The following is a 23,950-nucleotide window of genomic DNA, read 5'->3' on the forward strand; positions in this document are numbered from 1 at the left end:
TGGAATTACGGGGGCATGTTATTATTTTATTTTCAGTTTTTTTATATCCAGGATTGAGTCTCCGAACCCTCGCAGCCACCAATCAAGCATGTCTGAATCAACTACAGTGGCATGGATTTCATAGTCATCTTCGTGCTCAATCACTTTTTGATCGACTGATAGTGGTGTTTCCAGAAGATGGAGACCTTCTGGCTTGGCTATCCTAAACTGCAAATGGATGCACTCACCATCACCAAATCCGAAGCGTCCATCGTCATCATATTTCTTCAGATTAAATTCAGCAGGGCGGTCAAACGTGCACATTGACACTTCTGCTGCCAAAATTCTGTGCAGCGCAAGGCTGCGCTCGTTGTCATAGTCGCGATAGCGGCCCACCAGATACAGGCGTAGGCCTTGCTGTGCAAGTCCCAGGGGCATCACGTCCGCTTCATGGCGCTTGCCCGCAGCATTCCGGTAGTCCACCCGCAACCAGTGGTTGGCATACAGCGCTTCGCTTACGGCTTCAAATACGCCGGGCCGGATTTTGGGCGGCAATAGTGGTTGACTGGTTGAAACGACCCGAATTTTTTGCGGCCATTCGCGTTCCAGCGTTGCATTGCTGGCAGGACCCAGATTACGCCTAGCCTGAGTGAAAAAGCCATTCATCGACCTCATCACATGGGTTGGAAGCAGGTTGCGCAACTGTTCTTCCGCCAGTTGCAGGAGCAGCGATTCCTGCGCCGTCAGGCTGGGCACAGCCAAGGGTTTGGCCCTTTCCTGCCAACTGTAGCCGTATGGTTTGCTGCGGTCATCCCGCTCGATCTCGAAGTGCTCGCTCAGCATTTCGAGCTGGCGCTGGATGGTGCGCAGTTCACGCTCGATGCCGGCGTCCTTGAGCTCTTCCCAAAGTTCTGATGCCGTGATTTTTCGGTTGCGTGGAATGCGACGCAACAATTCCAGCGCCAGGATCACGGTTTCCAGGGTGTCCGGTCGTTTAGGCATCGGTTTGGCCTGCTGCTGTGTAATTGGTGAACAGGCTCCAGAGCTTCAACATGGCATAGGTATCCAGGCCGCAGTAGGCCAGCAACTGGCGTTCGAGTTCAGCCTTGCGGGCCGGCTCCGTCTCGGGGGCCAAGGCTTGCAAAAATGCATCCTGCGCCATTCCACCATCCTGTACGCCGTCCAGATTGTCGTAACTCAGTTCCGGGCAGGCTGCAGGCAGCACGGCCTTGATGCTCCAGCTGCCTTGTTGGCTAGGGTGGTAGTAGTGCGTGCGGGCCACCGGCAGCAGGTCCACTACCCGTGCTATCAACGCATCGAGACCTTCGGCATATTGCGGGAAGCGTTGCGCCAGGTCGCGCATGCGGGAGTTTTCAAAGCCGGCGTTATAGACATAGATCGGGCCTGTGACCCCGCATGCGGCCAACAAGGCGCGGCAAAATGGCTCTGACGGATCTTCGCCGGAAAGCTCAAGAAATGCGTGCTCCTTCAAACGTCCGTCGGGATTGAGCTGTTGCACGCTGAACTGGAACGGGATTTGCTGATAGGGGCGGGTGCCTTTCCAGATCGGCACGGCAAACTGGATCGTCTCGAAATCCATGAAATAGGCGGGTAGGGCGTTAGGCGCCAGGGCCTGGCTGGCCGCAGTCTGATCAAAGTGCACCTCTCCAGACAGCGTCACCGTTTTGACACGTCGTTGCTTGTCGCTGAGCATGTCATCGGGAGCATCTGCCATTTCAATGATTTCGGTCAGGGCAATATGTTCCCGCAATGCTGAACTGATCTGGCCTGGCAGCCAGGCAATGGGATATTCGGCTACTGGTTCCTGCCGGGTGCAATACGCGCTGAAGCCACAGGCATAGGGGGAGGTGCATTGTGAGCCAGTGCCAACTTCGGGTTCTGTCGGCGACTCTGCGATCTGTTGCGCCTGCTGAATCCATTCCCGAACCTCGGCTCCCCGTGCAAAGGCTTCGTCGGTCAGGTCTTCCTCCACCAGCAGGCGACGATAATCCTGGTTGCCGGGATAAGTCCAACTGCTGTCGATATGCGCCAGTGCAATGGCGGTGAGCGGTACACCTGCGGCACGGGCGATAAATGACTGGATGGCGGCGTCATCACGGTAGTAGTCCTTGACGCTGGTGGAAGATTTGACCTCCACCATTCGCCAGCCCTTTCGCCCCACATCATCGACAGGTAACAGGACATCGGCAAATGCCATTGCCCCCGCTGCTTTGAAGCCCGCTTCAAAAATGGGATGGAACGACTGAAGCAGGGATTGGGTGCGAGCAAACGCAGCATCGAATCCTTCCAATTGCAAGTCGATCAGGGCTCCCTTGCCATCCGGGTCGTACAAGCTGCGTGCCTTGTCACCCACCTCATGGCCGGTTGCAAAGGTGGCCTGTGTGGCGGCCGAATCCTCCCGCAGTTCAGGCCGATGGATTTCGAGCCACAGGCGCTTGGGGCACTGCCGATAAGCGAGCAACTTCGACTTCGAAAGCGTACGCATATGTTGTTCTCCTTGGAGGCATCTTATGTTATTTTGTTACACATTCAGAGGAAACCGATGGGGCCTCGTCCTCCCTGCTTCAAGCCACAGTCGGATTCCAGAGCAGCGACGAGATGGCTGGCAGAGGTGAAGGGGCGGAATCGATGCTGACGCACAACCGCGGCAAAATCGCCCGGGGTCAGTGAGCGCAGTCCGTGCAAGCGAAATTGCAGCGCTTCGGAGGGCAGGGGCAAGCCCAGCGAATCGCAGTGGCGCAGCAGCAATTCCCAGGCTTGCTCAGGGCGCAGATAGTCCAGTTTCACCTTGAGGTCGAAGCGCCGCAACGCCGCTTGGTCAAGCCCTTCCACCAGATTGGTGGAGGCAATGAAGATCCCTGAGAAGGATTCCATCTGGGTCAGCATTTCGTTCACTTCGGTGACTTCCCAACTGCGCACGGCACCTCGACGATCCTGCAGGAAACTGTCGATTTCGTCGATCAGCAATACCGCGCCTTCCTGTTCGGCCTGACGGAACGCAGCCGCAATGTTTTTTTCGCTCCCGCCTACATACATCGACAGCAGATCAGAGGCACGTTTCACCAGTAAAGGCATCTGCAATTGCTCGGCCAGCCAGCGGCCAAACGCGGTCTTTCCAGTTCCTGGCGGGCCATAAAGGCACAAGCGACCGAACTTGGCCTGGACAAGGCCTGCCGCAACGGAAGCCAGATCGCTATCTGCATGAATGAATGCGGGATCGTAGATCTCGGAAAGCCGCGAGCTATCGTCGCGCTTGATCGGCTTGTGCTGTTGCGCCTGCAGGGTATTGTTGATCAGCAGCTCGAGCGCCTGACCGGCGCGCTGTTCACCAATCTCGCCGCGAATGCTTTGCACGACCGCACTGGCCTTGGTCACCACGGCCGGTGCCAGACGTTCGCTTTCGGCTATGCGCGCAATGTTGCGCGCATCCAGCAGATTGCCGCAGGCCTGTGTCAGGATGCGTGCGCGTTGTTTCTTGGGAGGGATCGGCAACTCAAAAAGCATGTCATAGCGACGCACATAGGCTGGATCAAGCCTCCGGATCGAATTCGACAGCCAGATGGTGGGAATCGGGTTTTCTTCCAGCGCGCGGTTGATCCAGGCCTTGCGGGCATGGGCGGAATGCTGGCGATCAAAGGGAAATTCGTCACCATTGAAGACATCTTCGACTTCATCAAACAGGATGAGTGCGCGGCGCTGCCCCAGGAAGCACTGTGCGGCACGATAGGCACGCAAACGGTCAAGCCCGCCGATGGGGTCGCCGTCGCTGTCCTCGCTGGCTACTTCAAATAGCTCACAGCCGAGTTCTTGTGCCAATACCCGGGCCAATTGTGTTTTTCCGGTTCCGGGCGAACCGTGAATGAAAATGTTGACTCCTGGCCGTGCTGTGGTGACGCTGTGCGCCAGGTAAGCGCGCAACACGGTGAGCGTTTCTTGGATGTGCCCATAGTCGTCCAGCTGCAGGGTTGGCTTCTTGCTTGGAGCAATGGTGTCTTTCAGCAAGTTGATCGGGTCGGAATCGGAGCTGAGGATGCGATCCGAAAACGAGTCCGAAAGGAGTTGCAGTTTGGAGCGAAGGTGTGCGGTGCCATGGCGGTCCAGGTTCACCAGACCGGATTTCACCAGAACCCCGTCCATGTTCAGTGCCTGCTTGATGTCAGCGACCGGCTTGTCCAGCAGCACGGAAAGCACGTGATAGACCTTGGTGGTTGACAAGGTTTCGAGCCAGTCAGCAGTGTCGTCAAGCAGACGTTCATTGTTGATCAGTACGGCGAATTCCAGAATGCGGCAGTCGACTTCAGATAGACCGACCAAGTTGGCAAGACGCTCAATATTCCGTGTCAGACAGTCAGGGGCCTTTGCATCCTTGCATCGGATTTCTGCTTCGGCATGCAGTTTACGAACTGCCTGTCGCGCCTTGCCCGGATCAATGTCCGCTTCCAGGTCGATATGCGCGTTCAGCCCAATGGCTTCGGAGAGCGTATCTGAACAAAATCCATGACGGGTGATGTATTCCTTCTGGGCTCCGAGCGGAACCAATAGCCGCAGCAGCCACAATTGGATGAGCGGGCCAACCTGGGCAGATAGGAAATTTGAAATCGGGCGACTGCGTTTTCTGACAACCATGCTGACCTCCTATTGTTCCAATAGAAGGTTATTGTGGTCATGCATGCGTCAAGATGTGACGCAGCGTTCGCCAGTTGCCATCTTCAATCGGTACGGGCTGAATTGCAATTCCGTTCCGAGCTCAGATGTCAGCGCTTGTCAGCAGCGGGTGCCTCTTCGCAATCGGCACACACGCCATGCACCGACAGCGTGATGTCGGTGCTATTCAGCCCCTGCTGATGCAGGCGGGCATTGAGTTGCTCCAGCAGAGCCGGAAGCTGCGGATCTTCGGGCAGGGCGGTGAGTGCGTGGCATTGCTCGCATTCGAAAAAGCCGGTGCTGCCGCTTTGGGCCAGCGCAAAATGAAAGGTGCGCTCGCTGTCCTGCGTGCGCACCACCAGCCCGGCTTGCACCAGGCGGTCCAACACGCGGTAAAGGGTCACCCGGTCAATGTCCCGGCCGGAGGCATCGGCCAGCAGGCCGCGCATCAGGCCTTCGTGGCTGAGCGGGACGCTGGAGGATTCGAGCACGTCCAGCACCCGCAGTACGTCGCGCGTGGCGCGCAGGCCCTTGGCGCGCACCACTTCGGCCCAGCGGTTGCCGGTAGCTTCGGTGGAGGGAGGATGGACTGCTTGGATCATGGCGGAAGGCAGGGTGCTAGAGACAGCCTGCGGGGAAATTATCGCAGTTTTGCTGTTGGCCTACCGTAACTGAATCAGGTGCTGCCGCTCGCGATGTTTTTTCAGTCGGCGTCTGTCGCGGGAGGCCGCAGAGCAACGCGAAAAGGGCTGCGCTGCTGCAAGTCATCCTGATAGGCCGCCACGCCGTCCTTCTCGCGGTCCAGAAAGCGCTCCACCGCCTTGGCAAATCCTGGATGTGCCAGCCAGTGCGCACTCCAGGTGGCCGAGGGCACCAGGGCCCGCGCCATCTTGTGTTCTCCCTGTGCACCGCCTTCGAAACGCTGCACGCCATGGGCGATGCACCACTGCAGCGGCTGGTAGTAGCAGGCGTCGAAATGCAGGCAATCCACGCGCTCCAGCGCGCCCCAGTAGCGGCCGTAGGCGACTTGCGGCCGGCCCCCGTCGTCCAGATGCAGGCCGATCAGGCTGCAGGCGATGGGCTCACCATCCCGCTCGGCAATGAACAGCAGCCAGTTTTCCGCCATGGCGTCTGCCATTCGGGCAAAGAAGGCAGGGGTCAGATAGGGCGCATTGCCGTGTTCCAGATAGGTGCGCCTGTAGCAGCGGTAGAAGAATGCCCAGTCCCCGGCTGGAATTTCCCTGCCTTGCGCCCAGCGAAAGCGCACGCCGGCTTCCCGCACCTTGCGCTGCTCGGCGCGGATTTTCTTGCGCTTGTCCTGGCGCAGGCTGGCGAGGAAGTCGTCGAAGCTTTTCCAGTCGGTGGCATTCGGCTGCAACTGCGAACGGTTCTGCCAGTGAAACTGCACGCCATCGCGCAGCATCAGCCCATGCTCCCGCGCTGCGGCCTGGTCGGCGTCGTCTCCCAGCAGCAGATGCAGGCTGGAGAGCCCGTAATCCACGCACAGCGCATGCACCACCTCCAGCAGCGCCAGCCGCCAGTGCGCCGATTGCGCCAGCAGGCGGCTGCCGGGAACCGGCGTGAATGGCACCGCGATCAGCGCCTTGGGATAGTAGTCCAGCCCATGTTCGGCATAGGCGCGCGCCCAGGCCCAATCGAACACATATTCGCCATAGGAATGCGACTTGACATAGAGCGGGCAGGCAGCGAGCAGCTTGCGGCCTTGCGCACCCTGCAGCCAGAGCAGGGGAAACAGCGCCTGCCAGCCGGTTTCGGCCGTGGCACTGCCACTCTCCTGCAGCGCGTGCAGATAGGCATGCTGCATGAATGGGGTGGGCGACTGCTGCACGGCGAGCAGACCATCCCAGGCCACGGCCTCGATGTCTGCCGGATCAAGCACCAGTTGCAACTCCAGACGGCCTCCGGATTCTGCGGCGACCACGCCCTGCAGACGCTCCAGGACGCGCCGGGTTTGTGCGCCATAATGGATCGCATCCGGACGCTCCGGAGCCTGCGCCGTGCTTGCGTCAGCCCCGGAAGTGTCGTCGATGTGTAGTCGCCCATTCGTCATGCCACGCATTATCCGCACCCTGTTTCCTGTCCGAGACCACTGGGGTTTTTTCGCACTGGCCCTGCCTCAAGGAGTGTCTTGCGCATGGTGACGAGTGTGCAGCCCTCCGCATCGCCGCTCGCCCGCCACGGCGTGGCTTATGCCATCCAGGCGATCGAATCCGATGGTCCTTTGGACGACAGCGCCATCCTGCCGGCTGCTCATGCCGCGCGCAGCGATCGCATGGAACGTGTGCTCGAGCGCGCCTGGCTGCTGGGCCAGCGTCTGGGACTGCCCGCCGAATGGGAGCGCTGGCGCCATCTGGGTCTGTGGGTCATGCTGGGTCTGGCCGGAGCGATGGCGCTGTCGGCCTGGGGGCTGGCACAGACCGTGATGGGCGAAGGGCGCTCCATCAATGCCATGGCCGCGTTCGTGACCGTGCTGGGGCCGCATGCGTTGATGCTGGTGTTGTGGGTGTGGGGCGTGATCTGGACCTATGCCGGATCGGGCAGTGCGGTGGGCTCGGGCTGGTCGCTGGGTGCGCTGGCCTTGCGACTTACCGCCAGAATGCCGCTGGACCGCGGCCCGCATGCGGCGGCATTGCTGCAGGGCGTAAGGCGTGTGCTGCAGCGTTTCCGGCTGGCGCCCTGGGCCTTTGGCCTGCTCAGCCACGCCATCTGGGCGCTGGCATTCGGGCTGATTCTGCTGGCGCTGTGGTTCGGCTTCTCCTTCCATGCCTACCGCCTGAGCTGGGAAACCACCATCCTCAGTCCGGCATTCTTCGAGCAGTTTGTGCACGTCACCGGCTGGCTGCCGGCGCAACTGGGTTTCCCTGTCCCCGATGCGGCCGCCGTGCGCGCGGCCGGCGGCGGTCTGGAAAGCGACCAACGGGCCTGGGCCTGGTGGCTGATGGGCTGCGTGTTCTGTTATGGCCTGCTGCCGCGCTTGTTGCTGGTGCTGCTGTGCTGGCTGGCCTGGAAGGCCGGGCAGCGACGCCTGGCGCTGGACAGCTCCGATCCTTATGTGCGCCGCCTGCTGGCCCGTTTCGATGCACTCGACGCGGCCGTGGTGGTAGATCCGGAGCGAGCCGGCTCCGGCCACGCAGCGCACGTCCTGCCCCCCGTGACGCAGCCCGGCGCCCCCGCGCTGGTGGGCTTCGAACTGCCGCCGGAGCAGCCCTGGCCACCGGAGCGCTGGCAGCCCGCCTGGCATCCCGCCGTGCAATGGCTGGAACGCATCGCCGGCAGCAGCCTCGAGCGCACAGCCGTGGTCCAGCGCCTGCTCGAGCAGCGCCCCCATGCCCTGCTGATCGCCACCTGGGGCGCCAGCAGCCCGGATCGCGGCACGGCCCGCTTCCTGCGCGAGGCCGCCGCCACTGCCAGCCGCACCGCCATCCTGCTGACCGGCACCGGCACCGGCACCGGCACCGGCACCGGCAGCGCCGAGCGCTGGCAAGCCTGGCTCCAAGCCAGCGGATTCCCGCAGATTCCGGTATTTGTCGACACTGCCGCCGCCGATGCCTGGCTGGCGGGCGCGCATTCCGGTGAAGATAATCCCCACCATGACTGATCCCATCCGCATCGCCGTAGTGGGCCACACCAACGCCGGCAAGACCTCGCTGCTGCGCACGCTGACGCGCAACGTGGACTTTGGCGAAGTGTCCGATCGCCCCGGCACCACGCGCCACGCCGAAAGCATCGACCTGCGCATGCATGGCCAGACCGCGGTGCGCTTCTTCGATACGCCGGGCCTGGAAGACTCCATCGCCTTGCTCGACTACCTCAACAGCCTGCCCGGCGGCACGCGCCCCGAACGCGTGCGCGCCTTCCTGGCCGGTCCCGAGGCGCGCGGCGTGTTCGAGCAGGAGGCCAAGGTGCTGCGCGCGCTGCTCGACGAAGCCGACGCCGCCATGTGCGTGATCGACAGCCGCGAAGCCGTGCTGCCCAAGTACCGGGCCGAATTCGAGATTCTCACCTACTGCGCCCGCCCGGTCATGCCGGTGCTGAACTTCGTCGCCGCAGCCAACAGCCGGCAGGCAGAATGGCGCCAGGCGCTGCTGGATGCCAACCTGCACGCCCAGGTCGAGTTCGATGCCGTGGCGCCTTTCATCGGCGCCGAGCGCATGCTCTATGGCGATCTGGCGACGTTGCTGCGCCCGCGCCGAGAGCAACTCAACGAGATTGTCCACTGGCTTGCCCAGGAGCAGGCCGAGCGCCGCCAGGCCGCCTGCCGCAGCGTCGCCGGCGCGCTGGTTGATCTGGCCGCCATGCGGCGCGAACTCGATGCAGAGGCCTTTTCCGATCCGGTGCAGCAGGCGGCTTTCGTGCGCGCCTTCCAGGCAGATGTGCTCAAGCGCGGCCGCAAGGCCGTGGATGAACTGCTGGCCGTCTTCGCCTTCCGCCCCGATGATGCCGAACTGGAAAGCCTGCCCGGCCTGCAGGGCCGCTGGGAGGATGACCTGTTCAACCCTGAAGTGCTGATGGAGGCGGGCAAGAAGCTGGGCTTGGGCGCCATGGTCGGGGCTGGCCTGGGCGTGGTCGCCGATGTGGCCCTGGCCGGTCTGTCGTTCGGCGCTGCCACCACGCTGGGCGCGACCCTGGGCGGCCTGGCCAGCCAGGGCTGGCGCCCCCTGTGGCGCAAGCTCGAAAACCGCATGCAGGGCGTGCAGGAACTCACCCTGGAAGACACCGTGCTGGTCGTGCTTGCCGACCAGCTGCTGCTGCTATTGCAGGCGCTCGAACATCGCGGCCATGCCGCCATGGACAAGGTGCACTACCTCGATCAGCCAGATACGGAACATGACCGCTCGCTGGCCGAAAGCCTGTTCCCGGTGCTGCGCGCACTCACTCCCGCACGCGGGCATCCCGAATGGGAGGGCAGCAGCCGCGGCTGGCGCAACGCCTGGCAAGGGCAGGGCGACCGCGAGGAATGCCTGGCCGACACGGCGCGCGCCTTGCAGGATGTGCTGCCGCGGCTGGAATCCTGAGCCATGTATCGAGCCCGCCAGTCCGCCGTGTGCCAAACCGGGGGCCAGCTATCCCGTCTGCTCCGGCAGCGATTCCTGCACGGATGCCCGGTACTCCCTAAGCCATAATCGTCAAAACGCTGCCACCCTGCGCAGCTCCTTCCTTTCTCGAAGAAGAATCACCATGTCCCTGACTGTCTGTGTAGCCCAGCTCAACCCCGTCGTGGGCGACTTGTCCGGCAACGCGCGTGCCATCGTTGATGCCGCACGCGCAGCCTACGCCCAGGGTGCACGCCTGGTGCTGACGGCAGAAATGTCCGTCTGCGGCTATTCTGCCGGCGACCTGTGGCAGCGTCCTGCCTTCATCCAGGCCTGCGAAAAAACGGTGGACGAAATCGCTGCCCAACTGGCGGACCTTCCTGATCTGACGGTGGTTGTGGGCCACCCCACTGGCAACGCCGACTACCGCACGCGCTGCGTGAGCCTACCGCAGCACACCAACCGCGTTACCGCTCTGCGCGCCGGCCAGCGCATTGCCAGCGTGGCCAAGCAGAAGCTGCCCAACTACCAGGTATTCGATGAACTGCGCTACTTCACGCCGGGTACCGAGCCCTGTGTGCTGGAGGTGGAAGGCGTGAGCATCGGCCTGCTGGTGTGCGAGGACGGCTGGTTCGACGAGCCGGCCCAGGCTGCCTTGGCTGCGGGCGCGCAGGTGATTGCGATCATGAATGCATCTCCCTATCACATGGGCAAAGCGCGCGATCGGGAGAAACGTCAGTCTGCACTAAGCCAGAAAATAAGCACCCCCATCATCTACGCCCATATGGTCGGCGGCCATGACGAAGTTGTGTTCGATGGCGGCTCCTTTGCCATGCAGGCAGACGGTCGCCTGGCCGGCCGCGCCCGCAGCTTCGTCGAGCAGAACTGGATGCTCACGCTCGAGCCGCAGGCCGGTGCCGCCGTTCGCCTGCAGGGCGAGACTACGCCCGAGGCCGAACGCGACGGCCTGATCGGCCTGCCGCCGTACCAGTACGCCTACAGCAGTGCCGAGGTCTGGCAGGCGCTGGTGCTGGGTACGCGCGACTATGTGCGCAAGAGCGGGTTCAAGCAGGTGGTGCTCGGTCTTTCCGGCGGCATGGATTCGGCGCTGGTGCTGGCGATTGCCGTCGATGCGCTGGGCGCCGACAATGTGCGCGCCGTGATGATGCCGTCACCCTACACGGCTGATATCTCCCTGATCGACGCGCGCGACATGGCCGGACGCATGGGCGTGCGCTACGACGAAATCGCCATCCTGCCCCCATTCGAGGCCTTCAAGTCCGCACTGGCGCCGCTGTTCGAGGGCCGCCCGGAAGACACCACAGAAGAAAATATCCAGGCCCGTATCCGCGGCACGCTGCTGATGGCGATTTCCAACAAGATGGGCTCGCTGGTGCTGATCACCGGCAACAAGAGCGAGATGGCCACGGGCTACAGCACGCTCTACGGCGACATGGCTGGCGGTTTCGGCCCGATCAAGGACGTGCTCAAGACCCAGGTGTTTGCGCTGGCGCGCTGGCGCAACGCCAACGACCCCTTCGGCACCGGCAGTAACCCGATTCCCGAGCGCATCATCACGCGTCCGCCCAGCGCCGAACTGCGTCCCGACCAGACTGACCAGGACAGCCTGCCGCCCTACGAAGTGCTGGACGCCATCGTCATGCGCTACATGGAAAATGACGTGCCGCTGGCCGACATCGTGGCCCAGGGGCTGGACCAGGCCGCCGTCGAGAAGGTCACGCGCCTGATCCGCATCAACGAGTACAAGCGCCAGCAGGCGCCGATCGGCATTCGCATCACGCACCGCAGCTTCGGCAAGGACTGGCGCTATCCGCTGATCAACGGCTTCCGTGAAACGCCCTGAGCTGTTCGAGGGCTGCCGTTTTATTGCACAATGCCAGTTGCGGCTTGCTGCCGCACTTCGAGGAGCATTTTTTCATGAGACAGATCACCGCCATCATCAAGCCGTTCAAGCTGGAAGAAGTCCGCGAGGCACTGGCTGAATGCGGTGTCAACGGCCTCACCGTGACCGAGGTGAAGGGTTTCGGCCGCCAGAAGGGCCATACCGAGCTGTACCGCGGCGCCGAATATGTGGTCGACTTTCTGCCCAAGGTGAAGATCGAGGTGGTGGTCAAGGCTGAAGATGTCGATGCCTGCGTCGATGCCATCGTTGGCGCGGCGCGTACCGGCAAGATTGGTGACGGCAAGATCTTCGTCACGCCGGTCGAGCGCATCATCCGCATCCGTACCGGCGAGCAGGACGAAACCGCCGTCTGAGCGTTGATGCTGGCAGCAGGGCTACGCGTTCCAGCGGCCTGATCAGGCCGCAGCCCCGCCAGCCAGGTAGCGCAGCGTCGGCTCCACCTCGGTGCCGACGTGGATCATGTCCATCTGGTGGTCGCGCATGAAGCCGTGGCGGATTGCTCCGCCCAGAAACTTCAGCAGATCGTCGTAATAGCCCCCGGTGTTGAGAATCGCCACCGGCTTGTTGTGATAGCCCAGCTGCTTCCAGGTCCAGGCTTCGAACAGCTCCTCGAAGGTGCCGATGCCGCCCGCCAGCGCCAGGAAAGCGGTGCAGCGCTCGGCCATCATGTGCTTGCGCTGGTGCATGGTCTCGACGATGTGCAGTTCGGTGCAGCCCTCGTGTGCCCACTCGCGCTCCACCAGCGCCTTCGGAATCACGCCCACCACGCGGCCGCCGGCCTGCAGAGCGCCATCGGCCACGATGCCCATCAGCCCCGTATGGCCGCCGCCGTACACCAGCTGGCCGCCATTGCGCGCGATCCAGCTGCCTACTTCGCGCGCCGTGGTGCGGAACGCCTCATTCTCGCCCGGCTGCGAGGCGCAATACACGCACACCGAAAACCGCGGTTCCGGATCGGCAAACATGGAGCGCACGCCGGCGGACTGGGCAGGAGCGGGTGCACTGGGAGAGGACGGATGCATGATTTTTCTCGCAGGAAAATGGAATGGCGCAAGGAGGCAGACTGTTCAGCACTGCAGGTCGGCGGTGGGGCAATCCATGACAAGTCACCCCGCATCAGAACTGCGCATGCAGCCGGATCGCCACCATCGACAGCCACACGATGCCACAAAACACGCTGCCCAGAAACACCGCAGCGCTGCCGAAATCCTTGGCGCGCTTGGCCAGCGGGTGCAGTTCGTAGCCGATGCGGTCGATTGCATCCTCGATGCCGCTGTTGAGCAGTTCGATTACCAGCAGAGCCACCAGCGAGCCGGAGAGAATCACCATCTCGACCCAGGTGCGTCCCACCAGGAACGAGAGCGGAATGCCGAAGGCTGCGAGCGTCAGCTCCATGCGGAAGGCCGAGCATTCGCGGATGGCGGCCTTCAGCCCGTCGATGGAGTAGAGCGTGGCATGCCACAGCCGCGACAGGCCGCGGCGCGACTTCTGCGGGTGCTGGCGTGGATCGGGCTTGGGAATTTTCTCGATCACAGCTGCCACCATTTGCGCGTCTGCTCGGCCTTGGGCGGCGGAGCCTGGTGGATCAGGTAGGTGCCGGCCAGCACGTCGTGCAGGAACTGGCGCTGCGGCAGTACGCGGCTGAGCAGGGCCCAGAACACCACCCAGAGCATGAAGGCAGCGGTAGCCAGGCCGGGCGATTCCTGCCAGTGGCGCGTCACCGACAGCACGCCCAGTGGCGGCAGCACCCAGAGCCAGCTCAGCAGGTAGCGCGCCAGGGCACGCAGCTTGCTGATGGGCTGGCCCAGGCGGTCGACGATGCGGATGTGCCAGGTCTTCATGGCCAGGGTGTGGCCCTTGCTCCAGAACCAGACGAAATAGGCGCCCAGCACCAGAAACAGGAAGATCTGATGGCCATGCCGGTTCTGCAGGGCATGGCGCGTCTGCGTGAGCGCGCTGAACAGGTAGCCGGCCAGGAACACCACGCCGAACAGCAGCATGCCTTCATACAGCCAGCAGGACAGACGGCGCCACAGCGGCGGAGCCTGCAGCGAGAGCGGGGGAGCCGGCTGGCCGGCGGCGGGAAGGGAGGAGGCGTTCATTCAGGTTCAGGCGCTGGCGCGATGGGCACAAGCTGCGCCAGCGGGCACAAAACAGGCTGGGCAGAGGACTCGCGCGAGTATAGCGGCACCCGGTGAAACTGCCAGACGATCGGGCGATTGCGGGAATGTTTCCTGCCGGGGCGGTTTGCGATCCGTGCGTTTCGATGCCCACCCAGGTGCGCACGACGCCCGCACGGCGCAGGTGATCGGGCAGCCCGGCATGCAGACCCATGTCGCATCTGCGCATCGCAAGCCGGAGGGCAGCTTGCCCAAGCTCCTGATTTGTAAAAATTTTTCACTTTTGCATTGCAGCAATGCCATAATGACGCTCTGCACAACTCATTCGGCAAACGGGTCACTGTCCGGCGCGTTACAAGAAGCGCCCATGGCTTTGGCCTTAAGTCTCGAAGCCATCTCACAAGGATGCCGCCGAGAGGCACCCAAGGTTTTTCTGTATAGAAAATCACAAAGGTTCATCACATGGATATCCAACAGAATACGGCTGCAGCAGCCAAGTCTTCCTCTTCCCGCGCTCCCATGCTCATGGGCGCCGAAATCCTCATCAAGTGCCTCGAGGCCGAGAACGTCAAGCATCTCTGGGGTTACCCCGGCGGCGCCGTGCTCTACATCTACGACGCCCTGTACAAGCAGGAAACCATCCAGCACGTGCTGGTGCGTCACGAGCAGGCAGCCGTGCACGCGGCCGACGGTTTTGCCCGTGCCACCGGTGAAGTGGGCGTGGCGCTGGTCACTTCCGGCCCCGGTCTGACCAACGCTGTCACCGGCATTGCCACCGCCTACATGGACAGCATTCCGCTGGTGGTGATCGCCGGCCAGGTGCCGACCGGCGCCATCGGCCAGGACGCCTTCCAGGAATGCGACACCGTGGGCATCACGCGCCCGGTGGTCAAGCACAACTTCCTGGTGAAGGATCCCAAGGACATCCCGAGCGTCGTCAAGCGCGCCTTCCACATCGCGCGCACCGGCCGTCCCGGCCCGGTCGTGATCGATGTGCCCAAGGACGTGTCCTTCCAGAAAGTGGCCTGGCACGGCTACCCCGAGACGGTTGCCATGCGCTCCTACAACCCGGTGCGCAAGGGCCACGGCGGCCAGATTCGCAAGGCGCTGCAATTGCTGCTGAACGCCAAGCGTCCCTACATCTACACCGGTGGCGGCGTGCTGCTGGGCAACGCCTGCGACGAACTGCGCACCCTGGTCGATACCCTGGGCGCACCCTGCACCAGCACGCTGATGGGCCTGGGCGCCTATCCGGCCAGCGATCCGAAATTCCTGGGCATGCTGGGCATGCACGGCACGGTGCAGGCCAACAACGCCATGCAGCACTGCGACGTGCTGCTGGCCGTGGGCGCCCGTTTCGACGACCGCGTGATCGGCAACCCCAAGCACTTCGCGCAGAATGAGCGCAAGATCATCCATATCGACATCGATCCGTCTGTCATCTCCAAGCGCGTCAAGGTCGACGTGCCGATCGTGGGTGACGTGAAGGATGTGCTGGTCGAGCTGCTCAACGCCATCAACGAATCCGAAGTCAAGCCCAACCCCGAGGCGGTGGCTCCCTGGTGGGAAACCGTCAACAAGTGGCGCAAGACCGACTGCCTGAAGTACGACCGCGACAACAAGGACGTGATCAAGCCGCAGAAAGTGGTCGAGACGCTGTACGAGATGACCAGGGACGACGATTGCTACATCACGTCCGACGTGGGTCAGCACCAGATGTTCGCGGCGCAGTTCTACCCGTTCAACCGTCCGCGCCGCTGGATCAACTCCGGCGGTCTGGGCACCATGGGCGTGGGCATTCCCTACGCCATGGGCATCAAGCTGGCCAAGCCGCAGGCCGATGTGTACTGCGTGACGGGCGAAGGCTCGGTGCAGATGAACATCCAGGAACTGTCCACCTGCCTGCAGTACGAAACGCCGATCAAGATCGTGGCGCTGAACAACCGCTACCTGGGCATGGTGCGCCAGTGGCAGGAAATCGAATATTCCGGCCGCTACAGCCACAGCTACATGGACGCGCTGCCCAACTTCGTCAAGCTGGCCGAGGCCTATGGCCACGTGGGCCTGCTGATCGAGGATCCGAAGGATGTGGAACCGGCGCTGCGCGAAGCCAAGAAGCTGAAGGACCGCACCGTGTTCCTCGACTTCCGCACCGATCCCACCGAGAACGTGTTCCCGATGGTGCAGGCCGGCAAGGGCATCACCGAGATGCTGCTGGGCTCGGAAGAGCTGTAAGCCATTTGCCGCCGGGCGCTGCCTGTGCGGGCTGCACGCTCAGCCCGTTCCGGCCCGCCCGGTTGCCCCGAATTTATTTGTCCGAGTGAATCTATTGCCTGCCAAGCCCGCCGCTTACCGGCTGCGGGGGAGGGCAGCGAAAAGAGGAAACCATCATGAAACACATCATTGCCATCCTGCTGGAGAACGAAGCCGGCGCGCTGTCGCGCGTGGTGGGCCTGTTCTCTGCCCGCGGCTACAACATCGAGAGCCTGACCGTGGCGCCGACCGAGGACGAGAGCCTGTCGCGCATGACCATCGAAACCTCCGGCTCCGATGACGTGATCGAGCAGATCACCAAGCATCTGAACCGCCTGATCGAAGTCGTGAAGGTCGTCGACCTGACCGAAGGCGCTTACATCGAGCGCGAGCTGATGATGGTGAAGGTGCGCGCCGTCGGCAAGGAGCGCGAGGAGATGAAGCGCATGGCCGACATCTTCCGTGGCCGCATCATCGACGTCACCGACAAGAGCTACACCATCGAGGTGACCGGCGACAAGAGCAAGAACGATGCCTTCCTGAACGCCATCGAACGCAGCGCCATTCTGGAAACCGTGCGTACCGGCTCCAGTGGCCTGGGCCGCGGCGAGCGCATCCTGCGCGTCTGAGCGTCCTACAATAGACAAGTTTGGCTGTCTGCGCCTCGGTGGGCTCAGCGCAGACGGCTTCTATCGGCGAAAGCATCGATTGTTCGCCCTGAGCCTTCCGAAGGGCGTTTCGCCACCTTATTCTGATTTTTGGAGATAGCGATGAAAGTTTTCTACGACAAGGACTGTGACCTGAGCCTGATCAAGGGCAAGACCGTTGCCATCATCGGCTACGGCTCGCAAGGCCACGCCCACGCCCAGAACCTGAACGACAGCGGCGTGAAAGTGGTGGTCGGCCTGCGCAAGGGCGGTGCTTCCTGGGACAAGGTCGCCAAGGCCGGCCTGACCGTGATGGAAGTCAACGACGCCGTCAAGGCCGCCGATCTGGTCATGATCCTGCTGCCGGACGAGAACATCCCCGAGGTGTACAAGAACAACGTCGAGCCCAACATCAAGCAGGGCGCCACGCTGGCTTTTGCCCACGGCTTCAACGTGCACTACAACCAGGTCGTGCCGCGCGCTGACCTGGACGTGATCATGGTCGCTCCCAAGGGCCCCGGCCACACCGTGCGTTCCGAATACCTGAAGGGCGGCGGCGTGCCGTCCCTGATCGCCATCTACCAGGACAAGTCCGGCAAGGCCCGTGACCTGGCCCTGTCCTATGCCATGGCCAACGGCGGCGGCAAGGGCGGCATCATCGAAACCAACTTCAAGGAAGAGACCGAGACCGACCTGTTCGGCGAGCAGGCCGTGCTGTGCGGCGGCGCCGTCGAGTTGGTGAAGATGGGCTTCGAAACCCTGACAGAAGCCGGCTACGCTCCGGAAATGGCCTACTTCGAGTGCCTGCACGAACTGAAGCTGATCGTCGACCTGATGTACGAAGGCGGCATCGCCAACATGAACTACTCCATCTCCAACAACGCGGAGTATGGCGAGTACGTGACCGGCCCCGAGGTAATCAACGAAGAGTCCCGCAAGGCCATGCGCGCTGCGCTCAAGCGCATCCAGGACGGCGAATACGCCAAGATGTTCATCAACGAAGGCCGCCTGAACTACCCCAGCATGACGGCCCGCCGCCGCCAGAACGCCGAGCACCAGATCGAGATCGTTGGCAACCAGCTGCGCGGCATGATGCCCTGGATCGCCAAGAACAAGCTGGTGGACCAGAGCAAGAACTGATTGGTTCCTGCGTTGCACGGTCTGCAGATCGTGCACAATACCCATCCTCTGCGGCCCGTGCCGCGGTCGGATGGGCAGCAAAAGCCACTTCGGTGGCTTTTCGCGTTTCTGCAGCCTCCCTCTGGTGGGGCAGGCACTTTCATGGGATCATTGCACAATGAGCAACAACAACTATCCTCACCCCATTCTGGCGCGCGAAGGCTGGCCCTACATCGGTGGCAGCCTGGTCGTGGCGCTGCTGGTGCATGCCGTATTTGGCGGTGGCGCGGCGCTGCCGTTCTGGCTGATCGCCGCTTTCGTGATCCAGTTCTTCCGCGATCCCGCGCGTCCGATCCCGCAGGATGCCAATGCCGTGCTGTCGCCGGCCGATGGCCGCATCGTCAAGGTCGAGAAGGTGCGCGATCCCTACGCCGACCGTGATGCGCTGCTGATCAGCGTGTTCATGAACGTGTTCAACGTTCACAGCAACCGTGCGTCGGTCGACGGCACCGTGACCAAGGTGCAGTATTTCCCCGGTGCCTTTGTCAACGCCGATCTGGACAAGGCGTCGACCGAGAACGAACGCAATGCGGTGGTGATCGACAGCAATGGCACGACCATCACGCTGGTGCAGGTGGCCGGCCTGATTGCCCGCCGCATCCTGTGCTACGTCAAGCCCGGCGACGTGCTGACGCGCGGCCAGCGCTACGGTTTCATCCGTTTCGGTTCGCGCGTGGACGTGTACCTGCCGCTCACGGCACAGCCCAAGGTGGCGCCCGGTGACAAGGTGTCCGCCACGACCACGATCCTGGCCGTCCTGTAAGATGCAGGTTCGCTGATGCCCTTTCGGGGCATCGTCTGCCGACAACCTCAGGAGCAGCATGGATTTCTCACCCATCGACCCGGAACAGGAAGCAATGCACGGCCAACCGGTGCGCAAGCGCCGCAAGGGCATTTACGTGCTGCCCAACCTGTTCACGCTGGCAGCGCTGTTCGGCGGTTTTTATGCCGTCGTGATGGCCATGAACGGCCGCTTCGACTTGGCCACCATCGGCGTATTTGCCGCCATGGTGCTCGACAGCCTGGACGGGCGCGTGGCGCGCCTCACGCATACGCAGAGCGCCTTCGGCGAGCAGATGGATTCGCTTTCCGACATGGTGAGCTTCGGTGCCGCGCCGGCGCTGATCGCCTACGAATGGGCACTGCGCCCGCTGGGCCGCTGGGGCTGGATTGCCGCCTTTGTCTATTGCGCCTGTGCGGCCTTGCGTCTCGCGCGCTTCAACGTCAACACCGGCGTGGTGGACAAGCGCTACTTCCAGGGTCTGCCTTCTCCTGCGGCCGCGGCGCTGGTGACCGGCTTCATCTGGCTGACCAACGAGATCATCACCGCCCACCGTGACGTGCCCTGGTTCAAGAACTTCATCGAGCTGTTCACCGGCGGCGGCATCGTGCGTACCGACCTGTCCTGGTTCATGTTCGCCATCACGCTGCTGGCCGGACTGACCATGGTGACCAATGTGCCGTACTACAGCTTCAAGGATTTCGGTGGCAAGCGCAGCGTGCCGTTTGCGCTGCTGATCGGTGTGGTGCTGCTGATGGCCGTGATCAGCATCGAGCCGCCGACCATGCTGTTCCTGCTGTTCGTGCTGTATGCGCTGAGCGGCTATGTGCTGTATGTGTGGCGCAAGGCGACGGGGCAGTATGTGAGCATCGTTGCCACATCCACCGATGAGCCTGACGAAAAAGGCCTGCACGATTGATGCGGCGCCATAAAAACTGTGCTACATTGAATCTCATGAAGGTTTTTGCACTATCCCTGCTACTGGCTGACGTCCGACGGGCGGGGTAAGTAGCGCGCGCAAAAACCTCTCACACGAAGCCCGTTTGCACCTGCAGCGGGCTTTTTGTTTTTTGCATCGTGGCAGGTGGCAGCGGACCACCAAACTTCATCACCCAAGGGGCTTTCCATGACCGACCAACTCATCATTTTCGATACCACCTTGCGCGATGGCGAGCAGTCGCCCGGCGCTTCCATGACGCGCGACGAGAAGATCCGCATCGCCCGTCAGCTGGAGCGTCTGCGCGTGGACGTGATCGAGGCCGGTTTTGCGGCCAGCTCCAACGGCGACTTCGAGTGCGTGCAGGCGATTGCCAACGCCATCAAGGATTCGACCGTGTGCTCGCTGTCGCGCGCCAATGACCGCGACATCAGCCGCGCGGCCGAGGCGCTGAAGAACGCCAACCGTGGCCGCATCCACACCTTCATCGCGACCAGCCCGCTGCACATGGAGAAGAAGCTGCGCATGTCGCCCGAAGAGGTACTGGAGCAGGCCCGCCGTTCGGTGCGCTTTGCGCGCAACCTGATGGCCGATATCGAGTTCAGCGCCGAGGATGGCTACCGCAGCGACCTGGATTTTCTGGCGCGCGTGTGCGAGGCGGTGATCAACGAGGGTGCCACCACCATCAACATTCCCGACACCGTGGGCTATGCCGTGCCCGAGCTGTACGGCAATTTCATCAAGAGCCTGCGCGAAAAGGTGCCGAACAGTGACAAGGCGATCTGGAGCGTGCACTGCCACAACGACCTCGGCATGGCCGTGGCGAACAGCCTGGCCGGCGTGACCATTGGCGGCGCGCGCCAGGTGGAATGCACCATCAACGGCCTGGGCGAGCGCGCCGGCAACTGCTCGCTCGAGGAGGTGGTGATGGCGGTGAAGACGCGCCGCGACTATTTCGGCCTGAACGTCAACATCGACACGCAGCAGATCGTTGCGGCCAGCCGCATGGTGAGCCAGATCACCGGTTTCGTGGTGCAGCCGAACAAGGCGGTGGTGGGCGCCAACGCCTTTGCCCATGCCAGCGGCATTCACCAGGATGGCGTGCTGAAGGCGCGCGACACCTACGAGATCATGCGTGCCGAGGACGTGGGCTGGAGCGCCAACAAGATCGTGCTGGGCAAGCTCAGCGGCCGCAATGCCTTCAAGCAGCGCCTGCAGGAGCTGGGCATCGAGCTCGAGAGCGAGGTCGAAATCAACGCCGCCTTTGCCCGCTTCAAGGAACTGGCCGACCGCAAGAGCGAGATTTTCGACGAGGACATCATCGCGCTGGTGGGCGACGAGAGCGTGACTGCGGAGAAGGAGCAATATGGCCTCGTGTCTCTGGCTCAGCACAGCGAGACCGGCGAGCAGCCGAGCGCGAGCGTGGTGTTCACCGTGGAAGGCAAGGAAGTGAAGGGCGAGGCGACCGGCAACGGTCCGGTCGATGCCTCACTCAAGGCCATCGAGTCGCACGTGAAGAGCGGTGCCGAGATGATCCTGTATTCGGTGAACGCCATCAGCGGCAACACCGAAAGCCAGGGCGAGGTGACGGTGCGGCTGCAGCAGGCCGGCCGCATCGTGAACGGCGTTGGCGCTGATCCGGATATCGTGGTGGCTTCGGCCAAGGCCTACCTCAGCGCGCTGAACAAGCTGCACAGCAAGGTCGAGCGCGTGCACGCGCAGGGCGTCTGATTTGACGCGGCCTCCGCTTCGACAGCGGGGGCCGTGTTGATTCATTCCCTGGCGAGCAGCTGGGTTTTCGCGTCCTCGAACCCCGGCAGTGCTTGGCTGCGCGCCACCTGGCGGATCAGGTCGCAGGTGGTGCGGACATGGGTTTCCAGCGCCAGCGCGGCGCGGGCATCCTGGCGGGCGATGGCGGCGCGGAAGATGATTTCGTGTTCCTCGTCCACATTGCGCTCGATGGTGTGCTCGGCCACCAGTTGCAGCGTCATGTAGCGGTAGCGCTCGGAGTGGCGGTTGAGCAGGCCGAGCAGGTACTTGGTCCACGGCGAGTGGTAGCCGGCAATCAGCGCCTCGTGGAAACGCTTGTTGCATTGCTCGAATTGCTGGGTATCTATATGGCCGCTGCTGTCACGCAGGCTTGTCATCGCATCGTAGGAGTCACGCAGCTCGGCTTCCCAGCGCGCATCGCCGTGCCGGATGGACTGGCGCAGGGCTTCCGTTTCGAGCAGCACGCGCTGGTTGGTCAGGTCTTCCAGGTCGTCGAGCGAGATCGGACTGACGCGGAAGCCGCGCTGGCCTTCAGCATAGACCAGGGCATCGGACACCAGCAGCGACAGCGCCTCGCGCAGCGTACCGGCGCCGACGTCGTAGTCTTCCTTGAGATGCTCCACGCGCAGCTTGTAGCCCGGTGGCAGGCGGCCCTCGATGATGTCGGCGCGCATGGCTCGGTAGGCTTTTTCGACCAGGGTGCGCGGTGCGGGAGCTTCGGTCTGGGTCAGGTAATGCTGGGAGGCAACGAAAGTCATGGTGAGGCTCGCTGGCTTCAGGAAGAGGGATTCTGGGCGCTGCGTTGCAGCCGATAGGCCAGTTGCGGGCGCGTCAGGCCAAGCTGGCGCGCGGCTGCGGCCAGATTGCCCCGTGATTGTTGCACGGCAAACTCGAGCAACTGGGATTCGATGTCGGGCAGGGTGACGCCGCTGGAAAGCAGGGTGGCGCACAGCTCGCCCGGCAGCCGGCGCACATCGACTTCGGTCAGGCTTCCGTGGCGGGTAAGGGCGGTGTGCGGATGCTCGGGCATGAGCGGGAACAGGTGGCGCGTGTCGATCATGTCCTGACCGCCGGTGAGCAGCACGGCGCGCTCGAGCACGCGGCCCAGCTCGGACAGGTTGCCGGCCCAGGGCTGGTGCATCAGCGTCTGCAGCGCATGCTCGCTCAGGGAAGGGGGCAGTGCCTTGTACTTGGCGGCATACTGCATGAGCAGGGTTTCGGCCAGTACCGGCAGCTGGTGCATGCGCTCGCGCAGGGGAGGCAGCGTAACCTGCACGGTCTGCAGCCGCAGCAGCAGTTCGCGGCGGAACTGGCCTTGCTGGGCCAGCTGCTCCAGATTGGCGGAGCTGGCAGCGATCAGCTGGCAGTGGGCTGCCACGGGCATCTGGCCCTGATGGCGCAGGAATTCGCCGTGGCGCAGGAAATCGAGCAGTTTGTCCTGCAGCAACAGCGGCAGGTGTTCGATGTTGTGCAGGTAGAGCATGCCGCCTTCGGCCTGCTCGATGCGGCCGGTGCGCCCGGTGGTGCCGGCCAGTGCATGGGTGGCGGCGTGCATGGTGCTGCCCAGGTCGCTGCGCATCTTCTCGCCGAACAGCTGGATGTCGAGTGCATCAGGATCCAGGCCCTGGCAGTCCAGCATGACGAAGGGCCTGCCGCTGGCCGCGAGCTTGTGCAGGCGGCGCGCCAGCGTCTGTTTGCCGGTGCCGAATTCGCCCTGCAGCAGCAGCGGGATGCCGGCGTGGGCGGCGCGCTCCAGCATGGTGAGCTGGGCTGGCAGCAGGCCGTATTCGCCCATGGTCTGCGACAGGTCGGCCGCGGGATCGATCACGGTGGTGGTCGGGCCGCTGTCCATGGGCTGGTGCAGGCCTGGGGTGAGCGGATCGGCCATGCGGCGGCCGCTGGCCTGCAGCAGCGATTCGAGCTGCTCCACGTCGTAGAGCTGGAACACCTGCGCCCCTTCGTCCCACAGCTCCGCCGACTTGCCCAGGATGTGGCAATGCGGCGCCCCGGTGGCAGCGCAGCCGGTTTCCTGGAACAGCACCAGCCGGCCCATGAAGCCACTGGTATAGCCGCTGGCGTAGCCCAGCAGCAGCCAGCAGACCGGCTCGTCGGAGCGTCCCATCATCTGCAGGTGGGCATAGGCTTCCCAGGAATGGTGCCAGGTGAATTCGCCCACGAACTGGCCACTGTCCCTGTCGATCTCCTGCCTGACCGGGCGCACCTGGGCGGCGCCTTCGATCATGTGCAGCTGGGGACCGACCAGGAAGATGTCGTCGCCCGACTGGCCGCCACGCAGTTGACGGGCGAATTCGGCGTCGCGCAGGCCGGAGCTGAAGCCGGTGCTGAGCAGCATGCTGCGTGCTTCGTCGCGGCCGAGGCGGGCCAGCAGGGCCTTGCGCAGCCGGCCCAGGGATTCGGCATGCACCAGCACCATGCGGCGCGAGCCGAGCCAGATGCTGCCCTCGTCTAGCGAGAAGCGCAGCAGCTGGCGCAGGTCGTGGTCGGGCGGGAGCTTGGGAGGTGAGGCCATGAAAGGCATTGTCTCCGAATATCGAGATATGAAGGGCTATGGCAATCCCCTGCAGGCCCGGGAAGAAATCACGGGTGCGTCCTGTTTGCCTGAATTTTAAGCGATTTGCGC

The 23,950-nt window shown here is 63.0% G+C and carries 20 protein-coding genes; 10 read left to right on the forward strand and 10 right to left on the reverse strand.

The genetic code is table 11. From position 1 onward, the window contains the following. Positions 1–21 precede the first annotated feature (21 nt). From KKQ75_RS03115 to KKQ75_RS03135, 5 genes are all read right to left on the reverse strand, one after another. A complete protein-coding gene (locus KKQ75_RS03115) occupies positions 22–981 on the reverse strand; it encodes a helix-turn-helix transcriptional regulator (RefSeq protein WP_213360214.1) in 960 nt (319 codons plus the stop codon). Beyond that, positions 974–2,485, reverse strand: a complete 1,512-nt coding sequence (locus KKQ75_RS03120; RefSeq protein ID WP_213360216.1) for a DUF2779 domain-containing protein — start codon at positions 2,483–2,485, stop codon at positions 974–976. Before KKQ75_RS03120 ends, KKQ75_RS03115 begins: the two co-directional genes overlap by 8 nt. Positions 2,486–2,529: 44 nt before the next feature. Then, positions 2,530–4,626: an AAA family ATPase gene (locus KKQ75_RS03125; protein ID WP_213360218.1), complete on the reverse strand. Its 2,097-nt coding sequence runs from the start codon at positions 4,624–4,626 to the stop codon at positions 2,530–2,532. A gap of 128 nt (positions 4,627–4,754) precedes the next feature. Further along, on the reverse strand, positions 4,755–5,246 hold the full coding sequence (locus tag KKQ75_RS03130; protein WP_213360221.1) for a Fur family transcriptional regulator: 492 nt from the start codon (positions 5,244–5,246) through the stop codon (positions 4,755–4,757). 101 nt (positions 5,247–5,347) lie between these two features. Further along, positions 5,348–6,715, reverse strand: a complete 1,368-nt coding sequence (locus tag KKQ75_RS03135) for a GNAT family N-acetyltransferase (RefSeq protein WP_213360223.1) — start codon at positions 6,713–6,715, stop codon at positions 5,348–5,350. 84 nt (positions 6,716–6,799) lie between these two features. Between KKQ75_RS03135 and KKQ75_RS03140 the strand changes: the two genes are divergently transcribed. From KKQ75_RS03140 to KKQ75_RS03155, 4 genes are all read left to right on the forward strand, one after another. Further along, positions 6,800–8,263: a DUF2868 domain-containing protein gene (locus KKQ75_RS03140; RefSeq protein ID WP_213360227.1), complete on the forward strand. Its 1,464-nt coding sequence runs from the start codon at positions 6,800–6,802 to the stop codon at positions 8,261–8,263. Next, positions 8,256–9,680: a GTPase/DUF3482 domain-containing protein gene (locus tag KKQ75_RS03145; protein WP_213360230.1), complete on the forward strand. Its 1,425-nt coding sequence runs from the start codon at positions 8,256–8,258 to the stop codon at positions 9,678–9,680. The genes KKQ75_RS03140 and KKQ75_RS03145 overlap by 8 nt, the downstream gene beginning before the upstream one ends. Positions 9,681–9,843: 163 nt before the next feature. Further along, positions 9,844–11,562 carry an NAD+ synthase gene (locus KKQ75_RS03150; protein WP_213360232.1) on the forward strand — a complete coding sequence of 573 codons (1,719 nt, stop codon included), beginning with the start codon at positions 9,844–9,846 and terminating at the stop codon, positions 11,560–11,562. Positions 11,563–11,636: 74 nt separating this feature from the next. Further along, positions 11,637–11,975 (forward strand): P-II family nitrogen regulator, encoded by a 339-nt coding sequence (locus KKQ75_RS03155; protein ID WP_213360234.1) that lies wholly within the window; start codon positions 11,637–11,639, stop codon positions 11,973–11,975. A gap of 42 nt (positions 11,976–12,017) precedes the next feature. On the opposite strand, the gene KKQ75_RS03160 is transcribed toward KKQ75_RS03155, so the two are convergent. The 3 genes from KKQ75_RS03160 to KKQ75_RS03170 all read right to left on the reverse strand — a co-directional run bounded on the left by KKQ75_RS03160 (position 12,018) and on the right by KKQ75_RS03170 (position 13,724). Then, entirely contained in the window at positions 12,018–12,587 is a 570-nt protein-coding gene (locus tag KKQ75_RS03160; protein WP_213362650.1) for a TIGR00730 family Rossman fold protein, read from the reverse strand. Positions 12,588–12,738: 151 nt separating this feature from the next. Continuing rightward, a complete protein-coding gene (locus tag KKQ75_RS03165; RefSeq protein WP_213360235.1) occupies positions 12,739–13,167 on the reverse strand; it encodes a diacylglycerol kinase in 429 nt (142 codons plus the stop codon). Then, positions 13,152–13,724 (reverse strand): RDD family protein, encoded by a 573-nt coding sequence (locus KKQ75_RS03170; RefSeq protein ID WP_213360236.1) that lies wholly within the window; start codon positions 13,722–13,724, stop codon positions 13,152–13,154. Before KKQ75_RS03170 ends, KKQ75_RS03165 begins: the two co-directional genes overlap by 16 nt. Positions 13,725–14,204: 480 nt before the next feature. On the opposite strand from KKQ75_RS03170, the gene KKQ75_RS03175 reads away from it, so the two are divergent. From KKQ75_RS03175 to KKQ75_RS03200, 6 genes are all read left to right on the forward strand, one after another. Next, positions 14,205–15,977, forward strand: coding sequence for an acetolactate synthase 3 catalytic subunit (locus tag KKQ75_RS03175; RefSeq protein ID WP_213360237.1), 1,773 nt, complete (start codon positions 14,205–14,207; stop codon positions 15,975–15,977). A 155-nt stretch (positions 15,978–16,132) separates the two neighbouring features. Beyond that, on the forward strand, positions 16,133–16,624 hold the full coding sequence (ilvN, locus tag KKQ75_RS03180) for an acetolactate synthase small subunit (protein ID WP_213360238.1): 492 nt from the start codon (positions 16,133–16,135) through the stop codon (positions 16,622–16,624). A gap of 141 nt (positions 16,625–16,765) precedes the next feature. Further along, positions 16,766–17,782 carry a ketol-acid reductoisomerase gene (ilvC, locus tag KKQ75_RS03185; RefSeq protein ID WP_213360240.1) on the forward strand — a complete coding sequence of 339 codons (1,017 nt, stop codon included), beginning with the start codon at positions 16,766–16,768 and terminating at the stop codon, positions 17,780–17,782. 157 nt (positions 17,783–17,939) lie between these two features. Continuing rightward, positions 17,940–18,584, forward strand: coding sequence for a phosphatidylserine decarboxylase (locus KKQ75_RS03190; protein WP_213360243.1), 645 nt, complete (start codon positions 17,940–17,942; stop codon positions 18,582–18,584). A 94-nt stretch (positions 18,585–18,678) separates the two neighbouring features. Further along, positions 18,679–19,521 carry a CDP-diacylglycerol--serine O-phosphatidyltransferase gene (gene pssA / locus KKQ75_RS03195; protein ID WP_213362651.1) on the forward strand — a complete coding sequence of 281 codons (843 nt, stop codon included), beginning with the start codon at positions 18,679–18,681 and terminating at the stop codon, positions 19,519–19,521. A 207-nt stretch (positions 19,522–19,728) separates the two neighbouring features. Continuing rightward, entirely contained in the window at positions 19,729–21,270 is a 1,542-nt protein-coding gene (locus tag KKQ75_RS03200) for a 2-isopropylmalate synthase (protein ID WP_213360246.1), read from the forward strand. Positions 21,271–21,311: 41 nt separating this feature from the next. Here the strand turns inward: KKQ75_RS03200 and KKQ75_RS03205 are convergent, their stop codons facing one another. Continuing rightward, on the reverse strand, positions 21,312–22,067 hold the full coding sequence (locus KKQ75_RS03205) for a GntR family transcriptional regulator (RefSeq protein WP_213360249.1): 756 nt from the start codon (positions 22,065–22,067) through the stop codon (positions 21,312–21,314). A 17-nt stretch (positions 22,068–22,084) separates the two neighbouring features. Continuing rightward, positions 22,085–23,839 (reverse strand): sigma-54-dependent Fis family transcriptional regulator, encoded by a 1,755-nt coding sequence (locus tag KKQ75_RS03210; RefSeq protein ID WP_213360251.1) that lies wholly within the window; start codon positions 23,837–23,839, stop codon positions 22,085–22,087. Between the last annotated feature and the right edge of the window lie 111 nt (positions 23,840–23,950).

The sequence above is a fragment of the Brachymonas denitrificans genome (assembly GCF_907163135.1).
Taxonomy (GTDB): domain Bacteria; phylum Pseudomonadota; class Gammaproteobacteria; order Burkholderiales; family Burkholderiaceae_C; genus Brachymonas; species Brachymonas denitrificans_A.

Coding starts and splice junctions, on each gene's coding strand:
- KKQ75_RS03115 (WP_213360214.1), bottom strand. CDS start 981: ATGCCTAAACGACCGGACACCCTGGAAACCGTGATCCTGGCGCTGGAA.
- KKQ75_RS03120 (WP_213360216.1), bottom strand. CDS start 2,485: ATGCGTACGCTTTCGAAGTCGAAGTTGCTCGCTTATCGGCAGTGCCCC.
- KKQ75_RS03125 (WP_213360218.1), bottom strand. CDS start 4,626: ATGGTTGTCAGAAAACGCAGTCGCCCGATTTCAAATTTCCTATCTGCC.
- KKQ75_RS03130 (WP_213360221.1), bottom strand. CDS start 5,246: ATGATCCAAGCAGTCCATCCTCCCTCCACCGAAGCTACCGGCAACCGC.
- KKQ75_RS03135 (WP_213360223.1), bottom strand. CDS start 6,715: ATGACGAATGGGCGACTACACATCGACGACACTTCCGGGGCTGACGCA.
- KKQ75_RS03140 (WP_213360227.1), top strand. CDS start 6,800: ATGGTGACGAGTGTGCAGCCCTCCGCATCGCCGCTCGCCCGCCACGGC.
- KKQ75_RS03145 (WP_213360230.1), top strand. CDS start 8,256: ATGACTGATCCCATCCGCATCGCCGTAGTGGGCCACACCAACGCCGGC.
- KKQ75_RS03150 (WP_213360232.1), top strand. CDS start 9,844: ATGTCCCTGACTGTCTGTGTAGCCCAGCTCAACCCCGTCGTGGGCGAC.
- KKQ75_RS03155 (WP_213360234.1), top strand. CDS start 11,637: ATGAGACAGATCACCGCCATCATCAAGCCGTTCAAGCTGGAAGAAGTC.
- KKQ75_RS03160 (WP_213362650.1), bottom strand. CDS start 12,587: ATGTTTGCCGATCCGGAACCGCGGTTTTCGGTGTGCGTGTATTGCGCC.
- KKQ75_RS03165 (WP_213360235.1), bottom strand. CDS start 13,167: ATGGTGGCAGCTGTGATCGAGAAAATTCCCAAGCCCGATCCACGCCAG.
- KKQ75_RS03170 (WP_213360236.1), bottom strand. CDS start 13,724: ATGAACGCCTCCTCCCTTCCCGCCGCCGGCCAGCCGGCTCCCCCGCTC.
- KKQ75_RS03175 (WP_213360237.1), top strand. CDS start 14,205: ATGGATATCCAACAGAATACGGCTGCAGCAGCCAAGTCTTCCTCTTCC.
- ilvN (WP_213360238.1), top strand. CDS start 16,133: ATGAAACACATCATTGCCATCCTGCTGGAGAACGAAGCCGGCGCGCTG.
- ilvC (WP_213360240.1), top strand. CDS start 16,766: ATGAAAGTTTTCTACGACAAGGACTGTGACCTGAGCCTGATCAAGGGC.
- KKQ75_RS03190 (WP_213360243.1), top strand. CDS start 17,940: ATGAGCAACAACAACTATCCTCACCCCATTCTGGCGCGCGAAGGCTGG.
- pssA (WP_213362651.1), top strand. CDS start 18,679: ATGCACGGCCAACCGGTGCGCAAGCGCCGCAAGGGCATTTACGTGCTG.
- KKQ75_RS03200 (WP_213360246.1), top strand. CDS start 19,729: ATGACCGACCAACTCATCATTTTCGATACCACCTTGCGCGATGGCGAG.
- KKQ75_RS03205 (WP_213360249.1), bottom strand. CDS start 22,067: ATGACTTTCGTTGCCTCCCAGCATTACCTGACCCAGACCGAAGCTCCC.
- KKQ75_RS03210 (WP_213360251.1), bottom strand. CDS start 23,839: ATGGCCTCACCTCCCAAGCTCCCGCCCGACCACGACCTGCGCCAGCTG.